This window comes from Devosia sp. Root105 (assembly GCF_001424865.1).
GTDB lineage: Bacteria > Pseudomonadota > Alphaproteobacteria > Rhizobiales > Devosiaceae > Devosia_A.
In genome coordinates, this window is record NZ_LMCR01000017.1 from 38456 (window position 1) to 53782 (window position 15327).

The following is a 15327-nucleotide window of genomic DNA, read 5'->3' on the forward strand; positions in this document are numbered from 1 at the left end:
TAGACCAATGAAAGCGGGCGCACAAGTGGCTGTGAATGAGGGTGCCGATATCGGCCTGGCCGAGGCGCAGCCGGGCGGACGGCTGAGCGATCTGGCCTATATGCGGATCCTGGAAAACCTGTTCGACCGGCGGTTGCCGGCTGGGGCCTTCGTGTCGCAGAACGATCTGGTGAAGCTGCTCGGCATCCCGGTGGCGCCGCTGCGCGATGCGCTGAGGACCCTCGAGGTCGAGGGCATCCTCACCATCCACCCGCGCTCCGGCATCCAGTTCGTCAAGCCCGGGCTCGAGCTCACCAAATCGACCTATCAGTTCCGCACCATCATCGAGCGGGCGGCGGTGCGAGCCTTCGCCGAGCAGGGCGACGAGGACCTGATCCGCGAACTGGGCGACCGGCACCGCACCGTGTCCCGCCACATCGAGACGTCAGGCCTCACGGCGGAGACGATGGAGGAGCTCGAGGCGCTGGAGACGCTGCTCCATAACTCGATCATCGCGATCCTCAGGAACGCGCTGATCGAGACCAGCTACCGACGGATGCACACCTATCTCAAGCTGGTGCGGCTCGACCGCAAGCTCACGGCGCCCCTGGCGCAGCGATCGATCCGCGAGCATCTCGAGATCATCGAAGCGTCCGAAGCGCGCGACCCCGATCGCGCCGAAGCGGCGCTGGTGGCGCATTTCAACGCGGCACTGCAGCGGCATCTGGGGATGTTCGTTTAGGGGGCTGGCCTAGACGCGACAGACGGCCCCCTCCCATCCTCCCCCATGAAGGGGGAGGTGCCCGCCGGTGGGTTTGGCACGATCGAAGACAGAGCCTCGACTCTTCACCTCCCCCTTCATGGGGGAGGCCGGGAGGGGGCCGTCCCTCTCAGTCGGGTTCAGGCCGCGAACGTCCTATGCGTCGAGCCCTGGAAATGCGCTTCCATCGCCGCTATGGCGCCGGCGACGTCGCGCTGCTCGAGCGCGGCGATGACCCGCATGTGCTCGTCGACGGTATCGACCAGATAGCCGCGGAAGCCGGGGCGGCGGTGGACGCGTTGCGCCATGCGGATGTTTTCCTGCAGGCGTTCGTGGGTATCGAGGATGGCTCGATTGCCGAGCGATGCAACGATCTCGCGGTGCATGCGGCCGTCGAGTTCGAGGAACGGGGTCTGTGCCGCCTCGAACGGGCTGCCATCGGTCAGGCTGATGCGGCACTTCTCGTGATTGAGGCGCATGCCGGCGAGCCAGGCGTCGGAGACGGTGTCGCCGAAGCTTTTGAGCGCAAAAATCTCGATCATGATGCGGAACTGGTAGTTCTCGCGGATGAACGCCACCTCCGGGTAGACGATCTTGATGCCGGCGCGCGGCTTGATCTCGACCAGCCCGAATTCTTCCAGCAGCACCAGCGTTTCGCGCAGCGGCGACAGCGACAGCCCGAGCAGCTCGCAGAGTTCGGATTGGGTCACCACCATGCCGGCTTCGAGCGTGCCGTCATTCATCGCCTTACGGAAGCGGCGGTACCCTTCGTTGTCGTTTCGGACGTCAGACATGTTCACCGGTGAATTGGTCGAGAGGTGTTTTCGCACTTTAGTATATCAACAGGCGATTTGGAAATCTCAGCAAAACGCCAGAGAACACAGGTTTCTACGGAGCTTGCAAGCTGCCAGATCACGCTTACGGGGCATGTTTGAGGGCGTTCTGGAGGAGTCGGTGCCTTGACTTGAGATATCATTGCCGCTCAATAATATCTCAACGGAGGGGTCGCATGAAGCTGGTGATGGTGTCGCGGTCGACGGGCAGGGGCTGCTAGGTGGCCGCGGTCGAGCTTAAAAACGTGCGCAAGTCGTTCGGAACGGTCGACGTCATCAAGGGCGTGGACCTGACCATCGACAAGGGCGAGTTCGTGGTGTTCGTCGGCGCCTCGGGCTCGGGCAAATCGACGCTCCTGAGGATGATCGCCGGGCTCGAGACGGTGAGCGATGGCGATATCCTGATCGACGGCACGGACGTCACCTTCGCCGAGCCGTCGGAGCGGGGCATCGCCATGGTGTTCCAGTCCTACGCGCTCTACCCGCACATGAACGTCTACGACAACATCGCCTTCAACCTGAAGCTGGCGCGTTTCGGCAAGGACGAGATCGACAAGCGGGTCAAGGAAGCCGCGCGGATTTTGCGGCTCAATGAGCTGCTCAGCCGTTCGCCGGCACAGCTGTCGGGCGGCCAACGCCAGCGCGTCGCCATCGGCCGCGCCATCGTGCGCAACCCCAAGGTGTTCCTGTTCGACGAGCCGCTGTCGAACCTCGATGCGGCGTTGCGCGTGCAGATGCGGCTCGAGATCGAGCGGCTGCACCGCGAGCTCGGCACCACGATGATCTACGTGACGCACGATCAGGTAGAAGCGATGACCCTCGCCGACCGGATCGTGGCGCTCGATAATGGCCGTATCCAGCAGGTCGGGCCGCCGCTCGATCTCTACGCGCGCCCCAACAACCTGTTCGTTGCCGGCTTTATCGGTTCGCCCAAGATGAACCTGTTGCCGGCCAAGGTGCTGAGCGCCGCCGACGGTAAGGCGACGATGAGCCTCGATGCGAGCAGCGGCACGCGGCTCGACCTTGCAGCGCGCGGCGCCAATGTCGGCGATGCGGTGACGCTCGGGGTGCGGCCGGAGACGCTGGAAGTGGTCGCTGCCGGGGCCGCGGTGCCCGCCGGGCTGACCGCGTTGCCGGCGCGGGTCGAGTCGGTCGAGCGGCTCGGCAACATCACTTACGCCTATCTCGATGGGGGAACGCCGGAGGTGATCACCGTGCAGGTGATGGGCCGTTCCGACCTCGAGCCGGGGCAGGAGGTCCAGGTCGGGCTGCGGTCCGACCAGGTTCACGTGTTCGACGCAGCGGGCGCCGTCATGGTGTCGGCCGTCGGCAGATAAATCCGGCGCGAAAGCCGGACTATACAGGAGGAGAGACTATGCTTCGTACAAGGACCGCCGCGCTTGCCGGCGGCGTCGCGTTGAGCCTGATGGCCGGCGCGGCGATGGCCCAGGATGCGGTGACGCTGAACGTCTGGTCGGACACGCCGCGCCTCACCATGTTCGATCTCTATGACAAGACGCACGACAACGTGACGCTCAACGTCACCACCGTGGCGCCGGCCGACCTGATCGCCAAGATCCAGCTGGCCCTGCAGGCGAAGAGCGAAATCCCCGACGTGATCTTCATGTCGGATATCGGGTATACCGCACAGCTCTCGACCCGCCGCTCGAACTACCTGCTCGATCTCACCGACAAGGTGCCGCAGGCGCTGCAGGACGAGTTCTACCCGAACGGCAACTCGCCCTGCCATGTGAACGGCAAGCTGCTCTGCATGCGCAACGACCTGGCGCACATGATCGTCTGGTACGACAAGCCGGCGATGGAAGCGCTCGGCAAGGCCGTGCCGACCACCTGGGAAGAATTCCAGAAGCTCGGTGAAGAGCTGGCGCCGCAGGGCCTCAGCCTCGGCACCGGCGTCGAGGCGTTTCCGCTCTACTCCATGCTGGTCTCCGACGGCTGCGACATGGTGATGCCGGTCGAAGGCAAGGAAGACACCGTCAAGATCGACCTCACCACCGACAAGTGCCTGAAGCCGGCGCGCATGGTCGATGCGATGCTGGCCAATGGCAGCCTGACCAAGGTCGGGCCGTTCGAGCCGGATTTCGTGGCGCTCGCCAAGGGCGGCAAGATCCCGCTGATGATCGGGCCGACCTGGTTCGGCGAGTATGTGATCAAGCCGACCTATGAATGGCCGGCCGGCAAGCTTGCCGCAGCGCTGCCGCTGAAGTGGGACGACCAGAGCCAGCCGCTGACCTGGAGCTGGGGTGGTGGCACCTATGGCGCCTGGAAAGACACGGCGCATCCGGCCGAGGCGGTCGACCTCGTGACCTGGATGTCGACCGATATCGCCAACCAGACCGCCGCAGTGACGCTGCCGGGGCACCGGCCGTCCGCCGAAGCCTGGGGCGCGCGTCTCGCCGCTGACGCGTATTACGCCGATCCGAACGTCTTCAAGGTGGAAGCCGATGCGGCGGCGTTCAGCCATCCCGGCTATGTGAGCCTGCGCTTCTCGGTCAGCGACGCGATCGCCAAGGTGGTGGTGCAGCCGCTCGCCAGCGGCGGCACGGTGGAAGGCGCCCTGCCGGCGCTGCAGACCGAGCTCACCAATCTCGCCAAGCTCAACGGCTACCAGGTCGAGTAACCGATCGACCGGCCGGACGCCCAGTGCGTCCGGCCGGACTTTTGATTTTGTCGCGCTTTCGAACCGGAAAAGTCTGCAACTTTTCCTGAAAGCGCTCCGCAGGCGGGCAGCAATGAGCGCAACGGCAATGGCAGTGGATATGAGGGCGGCGGCGAGCGATCGCGCCCGCAAGGAGAAGCAGAAGGCACGGCGCGATATGCGCATGTCGTACCTGCTGCTGGCGCCTTACCTGCTGCTGCTGCTGATGTTCGGGCTATTTCCCATCGCCTATGCCTTCGGGCTCAGCTTCTTCGACACCATCGAAATGGTGTTCTGGGGCGTTACCAACTACCAGTTCGTGTTCGACGATTTCCGCGTGCCGGCGAGCGTCGTCAATGTGCTGGCCTTCGTCGCCATCTGGGTGACCATCACCATGATCGGCGTCGCGGCTTTGTCGCTGATGCTCGACAGCATCAATCGCAAGACCGCCAATACGCTCAGGACCATCTACTTTCTGCCCGGCGCCGTCACCTCGTCGGCCATCGTGGTGCTGTGGCTGTTCGTGCTCGACCCCTCGGTCAGCCCGTTCCAGCCGGTGCTGCACAGCTTGGGCTGGGGCACGCGGGCCGACGTGATCTCGGGCATCGGGCTCGCCGGGGTGTTCGCCGTCATGGCGTATTTCTCGGCTTCGGGCGGCTGGATCGTGGTGTTCGGCGGGGCGCTGTCGAGCCTTCCCACCGAAGTGATGGAGGCGGCGCGCATCGATGGCGCCAATCGCTTCCAGCTCGCCACCCGCATCAAGCTGCCGATGATCTGGCGCTCCCTGGTGCTGATGGGGATTTTGAGTTTTGCCGGCGGCTTGCAGCTCTTCGTCGAGCCGCAACTGATGGGGCTGGCCGGGCCGCAATTCGCGCAGAACGACTGGTCGCTGAACCAGATGGCGTTCCAGTACGCCTTCCGGATGGGCGATTTCGGCGCCTCGGCGGCGCTCAGTACGCTGCTGGTCGGCTCGTCGATCGTCATCGCGCTGGTGATCGTTTTCGCCACCAAGTTCTACAAGATCGATTGAGGGCGGAATGAGCAGCAGAACCGCACCGATGCGCCTCAACCTCGGCCGTTTCGTCGTCTTCGCGACGCTGGCCTTCGCGGTGTGCTTTTACGGCATTCCGCTGCTCTGGCTGTTCATCGCCGGCACCCGCTCGGAAGCGTCCCTGTTGACCGATCCGCCGTTTGCGCTCGGCACCTGGGAAGCGTTCAGCCGCACCTGGACCAATCTCACCACCTACAACAACTTCCAGATCCTGACCTGGGCCGGCAATTCGCTGATCTATTCGGTGGGCGGCGTGCTGCTGTCGCTGATTGCCTCGATCCCCGGCGGCTATGCGCTGGCGCAGTCGGAGTTTCCGGGCCGCAAGCTCATCCTGACGCTGACGCTGATCGCCATGATCACGCCGTCGACCGCGGTGGTGCTGCCGATCTTTCTCGAGCTGAACCTCCTCGGTCTCAGCAACACCTATGCCGGACTGATCCTCGCCTCGGGCTTTTTCCCGTTCGGCGTCTATCTCACCTATGTCTACTTCTCGACCTCGCTGCCCAAGGGGGTGATGGATTCCGCCCGGGTCGATGGTGCCAACCGGTTCCAGCTGTTCACCCGCATCGCGCTGCCGCTGGCCCGGCCGATCATCGCGCTGGTGGCGTTCTTCAGCTTCCTCGCCATCTGGTCGAACTACTTCCTCGCCTTCGTGCTGCTCAGCGACGACAAGCTCTACAACCTGCCGGTGGGGCTGACGGCGCTGGTGAGCGGCTCAGGCGCGCTCAGCAACCTGCCGTCCAACGATGTGCCGATCAAGAAGCCGGAGGTGGTGCTCGCCGCCATCCTCGTGGTGCTGCCGGTGCTGCTGATTTTCATGGCCGCGCAGCGGTTCGTGCGCTCCGGCATGCTGTCGGGCGCGGAAAAGGGTTAGCGGCCAGGTCCTGCCTGGGCTGGCCGCCACGCATCTATTTAGGAGGATTGAATGAAGATCACGGGGTTCACGGCATGGCTGGTCGAGCACGAGCCGGGACCGAAATTCATCTGGCGCGACGGCATTCCCGGTTCGCACGGTGACATTCCGCGTGGCTCCAAGCCGCATAAGGCGGTGATCCGCATGGAGACCGATGCCGGCATCGACGGCGTCATCGAGATGGGCCGCGGCGAGGCGGTGATCGACCTGGTGCGCCGCCGCTATCACGAGTTCATCGGCGAGAACCCGCTGCTGACCGAGCGGATGTGGCGGCTGATCTGGGAGATCGACCGCATCGAGGAAATCCACATGCGCTCGCTTGGCATGCTCGACATGCTGTGCTGGGACGTCAAATCGCAGCACGCCAAAATGCCGATCTACCAGATGCTCGGTGGCGATAATCGCGTCGTGCCGGCCTATGCCTCGACAGTCACCTGGCCGACGATGGACGAGTACGAGCGCTACATCAAAATGAGCCGTGATGTCGGCTTCAAGGCGTTCAAGCTGCATGCCTGGGGCGGCCCGGTGAAGCGCGACATTGAGCTGTGCAAGAACCTCCGCAAGTGGGTCGGGCCCGATGCGGACCTGATGTTCGACGGCTCGGCCGGCTGGGACTATGTCAACGCGCTGGAGTTCGGCAAGGCGATCCAGGATCTCGGCTTCCTCTGGTACGAGGAGCCGATGCGCGAGTTCCACCTCGGCAGCTACACCAAGCTCTGCGAGAAGCTCGATATCCCGATCCTCGCCGCCGAAACCTCGGACGGCGTACATGGCAACATGGCGACCTGGATCGAGAACAAGGCGCTCGACATGACGCGTGTCTCGACCTTCTACAAGGGCGGTTTCACCGGCTCGATGAAGGTGGCGCATCTGAGCGAAAGCCACGGCATGCGGGCCCAGGTGCATGGCATGGGGCTGGAAAACGCGCAGATCTGCGCCGCCATCTCGAACAACGACTATTATGAGCAACTCGTGATGAACGAGGAGCAGATCAAGGGCCTCGACAAGCTCGGGCCGCTGGCGATCGTCGATGGCAACCTGACGGTCAGCGACGAGCCGGGTATCGGCTACGAGTTCGACTTCAAGAAACTCGACGAGACGGCCCTGACGAAGGTCTCAGTCAGCGAGCGGTTGACGCCGCGTGGGGCTGAGGTACCATGGCACTGATATATCAGACAACGTAACTGAGCTATCATTAGGAGGAGAGACTTATGACGGCCAAGTTCGATAGACGATCAGTCCTGAAGCTGGGCGGCGGTATGCTGGCCGCTTCGGCGCTGCTGCCGCACCAGGCATTCGCCCAGCAGACGGCGATCAACTACTGGCACACCTTCACCAGCCAGTCGGAGGCTGCAGGGCTGCAGGCGGTGCTCGACCTGTTCAAGGCCGCGCATCCCGACATTGCGGTGACGCCCGAGAACATCCCCAATCCCGAGTTCATGGCCAAGATCACCGCGGCCGTGGTCGGCGGCAGCCGCCCGAACGTGACGATGGTTTCGTCCGAGCGCTTCGAGGACCTGCTCGCCATGGGCGCGCTCAGCGACATGACCGACCGCATTGCCGGCTGGGAGCGGCGTGGCGACTTCGATGACAAGCGTTTCGCCTCGATCACCAAGGACGGCAAGACCTATGGCGTGCCGGGCTTCACGTTCGTGGACTGGGGCTACTATCGCAAGGACTGGTTCGATGAAGCCGGCCTTGCCGCGCCGACCACCTATGACGAGTTCCGCGATGCGGCGATCAAGCTGACCGACGCGTCCAAGGGCCGTTTCGGTTTCGGCTTGCGAGGCGGCCCCGGCGGCCAGAATTTCGTGGTCAACGTCATCGAAGCGTTCGGCTCGCCGGTGAAGAAGGAAGACGGCACCATCGGGCTCGACCGCGATATCGTCGTCAAGGCGCTCGACTGGTATGCGGGGCTGCTGGTCAAGGACAAGGCCGTGCCGCCGAGCGCCGCGAATGATGGCTTCCAGCAGGTCATCAGCGGCTTCCAGACCGGACAGACCGCGATGATCTGGCACCACACCGGCTCGTATCAGGATATTGCGAGCAAGCTGAAGCCAGGCGTCGAATTCGGCACCTTCGCGATGCCGGCTGGCCCGGCAACCCGCGTGGCGCGCCTCGCCTACGCCTATAACTGCATCACCAACGACGAAAACGCCGACGCCGCCTGGGAATGGATCAAGTTCTGGGGCGAGCCGGATGCCGCCGTCGCCTTCCTCGAAAAGACCGGCTACATGCCGGCCTCGACCGTCGCGGCGCAGGACCAGCGCATCGTCGGCAACCCAATGTACAAGGCCGCCGCGGATACGCTGGGCTTCGGCATCCCGCAGCCGAGCTTCCCGGGTGCGGCCGGCTGGGCACAGAACACCGTGCTGCCGGCGCTGCAGCAGATCCTGATCGGCCAGGCGACGCCCGACCAGGCTGCCGATCAGATCATCGAGGGGCTGGCTGCGGCCATCGCCTGATCCCTGGCGGCCGGTGCAAGCCGGCCGCCTTCTCCCCGACCCGATCAACGCCAAGTCTAAGTTGTCGCGCTTCCGAACCGGAAAAGTCTGCAACTTTTCCTGGAAGCCCTCCAAGGAGCCCCGATGAGCCGAGGCCGTGCTATGGCTGCCCTGCCGCCGCCGCGCTCCACCTGGGATGCGATCAATCCGCTGCGGCTGCTCGGCGAGCTCTCCGAGACGCGCTACTGGATGTATCTGTTGCTGCTGCCCAGTGCGTTGCTGATCACCGCGATCGTGCTGTTCCCCACCGTTTACGGATTCCAGCTGAGCTTTACCGAGATGCGGCTCAACCGGCCGGCCGGCAACGGCGCGTTCGTCGGGCTCAAGCACTACCAGCGCATGCTGGCCGACCCGATCTTCTGGCTGTCGCTGCGCAACACCGCAGTGTGGGTGACCTTCTCGATCCTCATCGAGTTCGTTGTCGGCCTCGTCGCCGCGCTGGCGCTCAACCGCAATCTGTGGGGCGGCAAGGTGCTGGCGGTGCTGATCCTCGTGCCCTACTTCCTGCCCAACGTGGTGGCGGGCAACATGTGGGCCCTGATGCTCGACAGCCGGGTCGGCGTCATCAACGACATTCTCGTCAATATCGGCCTGCTCCAGGAATACAAGGCGTGGTTTGCCGACCCCAACACGGCGATGGCAACGGCGATCTTCGTCGAGGCCTGGCATAGTTTTCCGTTTTTCACGCTGCTGATCATGGCGGGCCTCAAGGGCATCCCGACCGATCTCTACAAGGCGGCCGATATCGATGGGGCAGGGGCGTTCGCGCAACTGCGGCTGATCACGCTGCCAATGCTGCGCACCATCATTGCGGCGGCGGTGATCCTGCGCGTCATCGGGCTGGTCAACTCACCGGATCTGCTGCTGATCCTGACCCAGGGCGGGCCCGGACGGTCGACGCAGGTGCTGTCGCTCTACGCGTTCCAGAACGCCTATTCGGATTTCAACTTCGGCTATGCGGGCGCGCTGTCGGTGGTGATGTTCGTACTGCTGATGCTGTTTGCCTGGGCCTATATCCGGCTCAGCAAGGTCAACCAGGACTAGCGCCATGGCCCAGACCCGCTCCGGCTCCAACCTCATCTGGAACATCCTCAGCTACGCCGTGCTGATCCTGCTCGCCGTGCTCAGTATCGGCCCGCTGCTCTGGATGCTGCTGACCTCGTTCAAGGTCGAGGACGACATCGTGACCCGCACGATGGTGTATTTCCCCACCCGCTTCACGCTCGAGAACTACATCAAGCTGTGGAACCAGTCGGGCTATCCGGTCCTCGTGATCAACAGCCTCGTCACCACCACGCTGACGGTGGCGATCTGCCTGTTCACCGGCACGATCGCCTCATACGCCTTCTCCCGCTTCAACTTCCCAGGCCGCACGCCGCTGATGCTGGGCTACCTCGTGGTGCGCATGTTCCCGGCGGTGCTGATGATCATCCCGCTGTTCATCGTGATGCGGAACCTCGGCCTGTTCGACACCAGCCTCGGCCTCGCCGTCGCCTATACCAGCTTCCTCCTGCCGTTGTTCGTCTGGATGCTGAAGGGCTTTTTCGATGCGGCGCCTACGGAACTCGAAAGTGCGGCGCGGATCGACGGCTCGACCCGTATCGGGGCGATGTTCCGCATCGTCATCCCGATCGCGCGGAACGGGCTCGTCGCCACCTGCGTGTTCGTCGCGATCGCCGCATGGAACGAGTATCTGTTCGCCCTGATGCTCACGTCCAGCACCGGCTCGCGCACCTGGCCGGTCGGGTTGCAGCTGATGGTCGGCGAGTTCCAGCTGCCCTGGGGCATGCTGGCCGCCGGCGGCATCATTTCCATCATTCCAGTGATTGTGCTGTTCGCCCTCGTGCAGCGCGTCATGGTTGCCGGCATCACCGCCGGCGCAGTCAAGGGTTAGTGCCGATGGCCACTCTGTCGATCAAAGGCGTGCGCAAGAGTTTTGGCGCGGTCGAGGTGCTGAACAATATCGACATCGAGGTCGAGGACGGTGGCTTCCTGGTGTTGCTGGGCCCATCGGGGTGCGGAAAATCGACGCTCCTGGCGATCATCGCAGGGCTCGAGCCGAGCTCGGGCGGGGACATCCTGATCGGCGACAAGAACGTCAACGACGTGCACCCCAAGGACCGCAACATCGCCATGGTGTTCCAGTCCTACGCGCTCTACCCGACCATGCCGGTGCGCCGGAATATCGGCTTCGGGCTCGAGATGCGGAAGGTCGACGCGAAGGAGCGTGAGGCGGCGGTGCAGCGGGCGGCGGAGCTGTTGCAGATCGAGCACCTGCTCGACCGCAAACCGGGGCAGCTTTCGGGCGGGCAGCGGCAGCGCGTCGCCATGGGGCGGGCGATCGTGCGCAACCCCGACCTGTTCCTGTTCGACGAGCCGCTGAGCAACCTCGATGCCAAGCTCCGGGTCGAGATGCGGACCGAGATCAAGCGGCTGCACGACCGGCTCGGCACCACCACCGTCTATGTGACGCATGACCAGGTCGAGGCGCTGACGCTCGGCACCAAGGTGGCGGTGATGAAGGGCGGGGTGATCCAGCAGCTCGCCGACCCCGAAACCATCTATGACCGGCCGGCCAACATGTTCGTCGCCGGCTTCATCGGCTCGCCGACAATGAATTTTCTCACGGGCATGCTGGAGCACGGCGATGGCGGGCTGGTGCTGCGCCACGCCGCCGGGTCTCTCGCACTCGTCGGGCTGGAGCAGGACGTGGCGGCGTTTGTCGGTCGTGAAGTGGTCGCGGGCATCCGGCCGGAGACACTCAACGCCGGGCAGGGCGCGGCGGGACTTCAAGGCATCGTCGATGTGGTCGAGCCGACCGGCCCGGACACCATGGTGATCGTCAGCGTCGGCGGGCAGCTGCTCACGGCGCGCCTCGGGCCCAAGGTGCGGCCGAAGCCCGGCGATACGCTCAACCTCAGCGTCGACACCGCCGCCATCAACCTCTTCGACCCCGTAACGGGCAACCGGATCTAGCCAGCATGAGCAGCGCCTCCAGCATGCCGTCGATCGCGGCGGCCGATATCCTCCCCTTGCCCGAATGGGCGCTGCTGCAACGGCAGATCTTCGCGGTGCTGAACGAGGCGGCGATCGAGTTCGCCGACCGCTACACCCGGCCTGACGGGACGCTGATCTGGCGCGATCGCTGGCCGGGCATGGATGGCTCGGACGACCCCTATGAGGGGTTCATGAACATGCCGCTGTTCTACGCGCTGGGCGGCTCGGAGGAGGTGTACAAGCGCTCGCGCACCATCTGGGACGGCATCACCTGGCAGTGGACCGAGTACGGGCAGATCCACCGCGAGTACGACGCCTATTACGACTGGATGCACCACGGCGAGAGCAACCTGTTCTTCTATTTCTTCGGTCTCGCGGATCCGGCCGTGCCCAAGGACCGCCAACGTACCCGGCGCTTCGCCGGCTTCTACAATGGCGAGGATGCCGAGGCGCAGAACTGGGATGCGGAGCGCAAGCTGATCCGCTCGCCGATCACCGGCAGCCGTGGCCCGCGGTTTACCCAGACGGCTGAGGATTGGTCGACGCATCGCGAAATCCTCGATGACTACCTGCCGCCCTTCGAGGACCTGCCGGGGATCGACAAATACGGCATGAAGACGCCGTGGTCGGACGATGCGACCTATGCGGAAATCCTCACCCGCATCAACCAGCGACAGTCGCGTGGCGACGTGCCGCTGAACCTCGGCGCCACCTCGCTTATGCTGCATGCCTTCGCCTATACCGGCGAGGAGAAATACCGGGCCTGGGTGCTCGATTATCTCGCGGCATGGGAAGAGCGCACGGCGCGCAATGGCGGGATTACCCCCGACAATATCGGGCTCTCAGGCGAGATCGGCCAATACAACGATGGCAAGTGGTGGGGCGGCTATTACGGCTGGCGCTGGCCGCACGGCTCGTTCTCGCTGCTCGAGCCGCTCTGTGTATCCGGCGTCAACGCGGCGCTGCTGACCGGCGACATGGCGCACCTGCAGCTGGCGCGTTCGCAGCTCGACATGCTGTGGGGTCTGCGCCGCGAGGAGGGCGGCCAGCAACTGGTGCCCAACCGACACTATAACGAAGGCTGGCGCGACTATCGCCGCTTCCACCCGATGTATGGGGTGTACCTATGGAACGTCTCGATGGCCGAGGAGGACGCCGAGCGGGCCGAGCGCGGCTGGGCCGGTGACCTGTTCGACGAAGTGAACCCCGCCTATCACGGCTATGGCAAGACCAATGGCGGCCATATGGGGTTCAACGGCAATACCGCGCAGTGGTTCAGGTTCATGCGCGGCAACGACCCCGGTTATCCCGAGGCGGTGCTGAAGGCCGACCTCCAGACCATCACTGAGCAGATCGCCAACTATCGCAAGGCCGAGAATGATCCCGAGAAGATGGATCACTACCGGGAGTCGATGACCATCCATATGTGGCAGCAGCTGACGCCGATGGTGGTGGAAGCGCTGACGCAGCTGACGCTGGGCGGGCCGATGCACGTCTATCACGGCGGGCTGCAGGTGGCGCGGTTCCGCTACTTCGACGCGGTCGGCAGGCGTCCGGGATTACCGCAAGGCGTGGCGGCTTTGGTCGACGGGCTCACGCACGACGGCGCGACGCTGACGCTGGTCAACACCGACGCCGTGCATGCGGCGGAAGTGGTGATCCAGGGCGGGGTGTTCGGGGAGCACGATTTCACGTCGGTGCAGCTCGGCGATGCCGCGCCGGCGGCGGTCAGCGGGCGGTGGCTTACCGTGAAGCTCGCAGCCGGCGCGACGGCGCGGCTGACACTGGGGATGCGGCGGTTTGCCAATGCGCCGAGCTATGACACGCCCTGGGTGCGGGCGGCGGATGGGCCGGCGCCGTTGCTGGGGCGGGAGGAGTAGCGCCAGCAACATCGTGCCCGCTGCAGACCCCACCCCATCCCTCCCCGTCACGGGGAGGGTGCCCGCTGGTGGCCATGGCGGGATCCAGCCACAAACTGGATGCCACCTCCCCCTTGACGGGGGAGGCAAGCGAAGCTTGGGAGCGAGAGCGACCTAGCGTAGCTCGGAGGGGGTGCGCGGAGGCACGGTGTTTGTCGGGACGGTGCTACCCCCGCCGCTGCGCCAAGTAGATATGATCGCATGCCAGCACCGTCTCACCACGCTGGTTGAGCACCCGCACCTGCTCGGTCACCCGCCCGTATTGCGGGCGCTTCGGATCGTCGTCCAGCGCCGCAATGGTCAGCTCGGTGTGGATAGTATCGCCGATGAATACCGGCTTGGGGAAGCGCAGGCGTTCGTAGCCGTAGGTGAAGGCGAGCGGGTTGATTTCGGTGGCGGTGAGGCCGATGCCGATGGCGAAGGTCATGGTGCCGTGGGCGATGCGCTGGCCGAATTCCGAGCTCTTCATGAATTCGGCGTCCATGTGGTGCGGGAAGAAATCGCCGGTATGGCCGGCGTGCACGACGAAGTCGGTCTCGGTGATGGTGCGTCCGCTGGTCTTCCTGATCTCGCCGACGACATAGTCCTCGAAGTGGCGCGGCCGCTCCATCAGAAACTCTCCCGAAACAGCCGATCGAGATCGGCGAGGATGGTCGCGGGCGCCTCACCCGCCAGCAGGCCGGCATTGAGCCGCTGCGATGCGGCGTCCTGGAACGCCATGTAGCCATTGTGGCGCGGGCGGACATAGGCGCCCTCGAGGGTTTTGCGGGTGCCGCGATAGAAGTTGCCGGCGGCGGCGTTCACCGCATCGTCTTCCCAGGCAGTGGCATGGCCGGGCTGGCCGCCCGAACTGGCGTAGAGGCTGCGCTGCACGTCGGAAGAGGCGACCCAGTAGGCATAGTCGATGGCGGCTTGCCGGTTCTGCGAAAAGGCGGAGACGGCGATGCCGGTGCCGCCGAGGGCCGAGCCTTTGGCGCCGGGCAGCGGGATATCGGCGAAGGTCAGTCGGTGGGGGCGGAAGCCAGGGATGGCGTAGCTGACATAGCCATAGCCGAGCGGCATCAGCGCCACCTGCGCGTCCGGACGCGCCATCGCCTCGGAGGCGGCGATCGGGTCCATGGAGAAGTCGGCGGGGTCGAGGTGTTGCGCAACTTCGGCCAGCATCTCGATGGCGCGGACGCCGGCCGCCGTGTCGACCAAGGCCCCGTTCTCGACTGCGCAGGGATGGCCAAGATTGGCGGTCAGGGTGAAGAAGCTCATCATCGAGTGCGGCGGCAGCAGCGGGAAGACGACGCGTCCGGCCTTGGCCAGCGCCACGACATCGTCCCAGTGCTGCGGCGCATCGATAAGGTCGGCGCGATAGGCCACGACCTGCGTCGCGGCATCGATCGGGAACGCCCATTGGTGCCCGGCATACTCGTAGCTCGGGTAGGACGCGCCGACCGAGCCTTCGGCCAGCGCCTGCCGTTCGGCCTCGCGGCCGGGCACATCGAGCGGGGCGAGGCAACCTTCCTCGACGACCTGGCCGACATGCGGGTGATCGATGACGATCATATCGTACTGGCGCGCCAGTTCCTCGACCGGGAACGACTCGAAATCCTGGAGGCTCCGCTTGTCCCATTCGATGGTGACGCCGGTTTTCTCGGCCCAGGCTTTGGCGGTCGCCACCATCGGGTCATAGCCACGCGGATGGCTCCAGGTCATGCCCCTGA

General features: G+C 64.7%; 14 protein-coding genes. 11 read left to right on the plus strand and 3 right to left on the minus strand.

Annotated elements, in window-relative coordinates; translation table 11 throughout:
- Positions 1–25 precede the first annotated feature (25 nt).
- Positions 26–721: a GntR family transcriptional regulator gene (locus tag ASC68_RS18720; RefSeq protein WP_248310564.1), complete on the plus strand. Its 696-nt coding sequence runs from the start codon at positions 26–28 to the stop codon at positions 719–721.
- 158 nt (positions 722–879) lie between these two features.
- On the opposite strand, the gene ASC68_RS18725 is transcribed toward ASC68_RS18720, so the two are convergent.
- Entirely contained in the window at positions 880–1533 is a 654-nt protein-coding gene (locus tag ASC68_RS18725; protein ID WP_082528288.1) for a GntR family transcriptional regulator, read from the minus strand.
- A 260-nt stretch (positions 1534–1793) separates the two neighbouring features.
- On the opposite strand from ASC68_RS18725, the gene ugpC (ASC68_RS18730) reads away from it, so the two are divergent.
- From ugpC (ASC68_RS18730) to ASC68_RS18775, 10 genes are all read left to right on the plus strand, one after another.
- Positions 1794–2909 carry a sn-glycerol-3-phosphate ABC transporter ATP-binding protein UgpC gene (gene ugpC, locus ASC68_RS18730; RefSeq protein ID WP_055882697.1) on the plus strand — a complete coding sequence of 372 codons (1116 nt, stop codon included), beginning with the start codon at positions 1794–1796 and terminating at the stop codon, positions 2907–2909.
- A 38-nt stretch (positions 2910–2947) separates the two neighbouring features.
- The gene (locus ASC68_RS18735) at positions 2948–4213 is read left to right on the plus strand and encodes an extracellular solute-binding protein (protein ID WP_055882699.1); all 1266 of its coding nucleotides are present in this window, start codon (positions 2948–2950) and stop codon (positions 4211–4213) included.
- A 112-nt stretch (positions 4214–4325) separates the two neighbouring features.
- Positions 4326–5261, plus strand: coding sequence for a sugar ABC transporter permease (locus ASC68_RS18740; protein ID WP_082528289.1), 936 nt, complete (start codon positions 4326–4328; stop codon positions 5259–5261).
- Between the two features lie 7 nt (positions 5262–5268).
- Positions 5269–6156 carry a carbohydrate ABC transporter permease gene (locus ASC68_RS18745; RefSeq protein WP_082528290.1) on the plus strand — a complete coding sequence of 296 codons (888 nt, stop codon included), beginning with the start codon at positions 5269–5271 and terminating at the stop codon, positions 6154–6156.
- Positions 6157–6207: 51 nt separating this feature from the next.
- Positions 6208–7362: an enolase C-terminal domain-like protein gene (locus ASC68_RS18750; RefSeq protein ID WP_055882704.1), complete on the plus strand. Its 1155-nt coding sequence runs from the start codon at positions 6208–6210 to the stop codon at positions 7360–7362.
- 44 nt (positions 7363–7406) lie between these two features.
- On the plus strand, positions 7407–8660 hold the full coding sequence (locus ASC68_RS18755; RefSeq protein WP_055882707.1) for an extracellular solute-binding protein: 1254 nt from the start codon (positions 7407–7409) through the stop codon (positions 8658–8660).
- Positions 8661–8783: 123 nt separating this feature from the next.
- On the plus strand, positions 8784–9743 hold the full coding sequence (locus ASC68_RS18760; RefSeq protein ID WP_055882709.1) for a sugar ABC transporter permease: 960 nt from the start codon (positions 8784–8786) through the stop codon (positions 9741–9743).
- Between the two features lie 4 nt (positions 9744–9747).
- On the plus strand, positions 9748–10593 hold the full coding sequence (locus tag ASC68_RS18765; RefSeq protein WP_055882711.1) for a carbohydrate ABC transporter permease: 846 nt from the start codon (positions 9748–9750) through the stop codon (positions 10591–10593).
- A 5-nt stretch (positions 10594–10598) separates the two neighbouring features.
- On the plus strand, positions 10599–11675 hold the full coding sequence (ugpC, locus tag ASC68_RS18770) for a sn-glycerol-3-phosphate ABC transporter ATP-binding protein UgpC (RefSeq protein ID WP_055883286.1): 1077 nt from the start codon (positions 10599–10601) through the stop codon (positions 11673–11675).
- Between the two features lie 5 nt (positions 11676–11680).
- The gene (locus ASC68_RS18775; protein ID WP_055882713.1) at positions 11681–13576 is read left to right on the plus strand and encodes a hypothetical protein; all 1896 of its coding nucleotides are present in this window, start codon (positions 11681–11683) and stop codon (positions 13574–13576) included.
- 205 nt (positions 13577–13781) lie between these two features.
- On the opposite strand, the gene ASC68_RS18780 is transcribed toward ASC68_RS18775, so the two are convergent.
- Positions 13782–14228: a MaoC/PaaZ C-terminal domain-containing protein gene (locus ASC68_RS18780; RefSeq protein WP_197421319.1), complete on the minus strand. Its 447-nt coding sequence runs from the start codon at positions 14226–14228 to the stop codon at positions 13782–13784.
- A complete protein-coding gene (locus ASC68_RS18785) occupies positions 14225–15319 on the minus strand; it encodes an extracellular solute-binding protein (RefSeq protein WP_055882717.1) in 1095 nt (364 codons plus the stop codon). Before ASC68_RS18785 ends, ASC68_RS18780 begins: the two co-directional genes overlap by 4 nt.
- Positions 15320–15327 lie beyond the last annotated feature (8 nt).

What these genes read in the sequence shown, in the direction of transcription:
- ASC68_RS18755 (WP_055882707.1), top strand. Translation starts at nt 7,407, where the DNA reads ATGACGGCCAAGTTCGATAGACGATCAGTCCTGAAGCTGGGCGGCGGT.
- ugpC (WP_055883286.1), top strand. Translation starts at nt 10,599, where the DNA reads ATGGCCACTCTGTCGATCAAAGGCGTGCGCAAGAGTTTTGGCGCGGTC.
- ASC68_RS18735 (WP_055882699.1), top strand. Translation starts at nt 2,948, where the DNA reads ATGCTTCGTACAAGGACCGCCGCGCTTGCCGGCGGCGTCGCGTTGAGC.
- ASC68_RS18760 (WP_055882709.1), top strand. Translation starts at nt 8,784, where the DNA reads ATGAGCCGAGGCCGTGCTATGGCTGCCCTGCCGCCGCCGCGCTCCACC.
- ASC68_RS18750 (WP_055882704.1), top strand. Translation starts at nt 6,208, where the DNA reads ATGAAGATCACGGGGTTCACGGCATGGCTGGTCGAGCACGAGCCGGGA.
- ASC68_RS18775 (WP_055882713.1), top strand. Translation starts at nt 11,681, where the DNA reads ATGAGCAGCGCCTCCAGCATGCCGTCGATCGCGGCGGCCGATATCCTC.
- ASC68_RS18745 (WP_082528290.1), top strand. Translation starts at nt 5,269, where the DNA reads ATGAGCAGCAGAACCGCACCGATGCGCCTCAACCTCGGCCGTTTCGTC.
- ASC68_RS18725 (WP_082528288.1), bottom strand. Translation starts at nt 1,533, where the DNA reads ATGTCTGACGTCCGAAACGACAACGAAGGGTACCGCCGCTTCCGTAAG.
- ASC68_RS18765 (WP_055882711.1), top strand. Translation starts at nt 9,748, where the DNA reads ATGGCCCAGACCCGCTCCGGCTCCAACCTCATCTGGAACATCCTCAGC.
- ASC68_RS18740 (WP_082528289.1), top strand. Translation starts at nt 4,326, where the DNA reads ATGAGCGCAACGGCAATGGCAGTGGATATGAGGGCGGCGGCGAGCGAT.
- ASC68_RS18785 (WP_055882717.1), bottom strand. Translation starts at nt 15,319, where the DNA reads ATGACCTGGAGCCATCCGCGTGGCTATGACCCGATGGTGGCGACCGCC.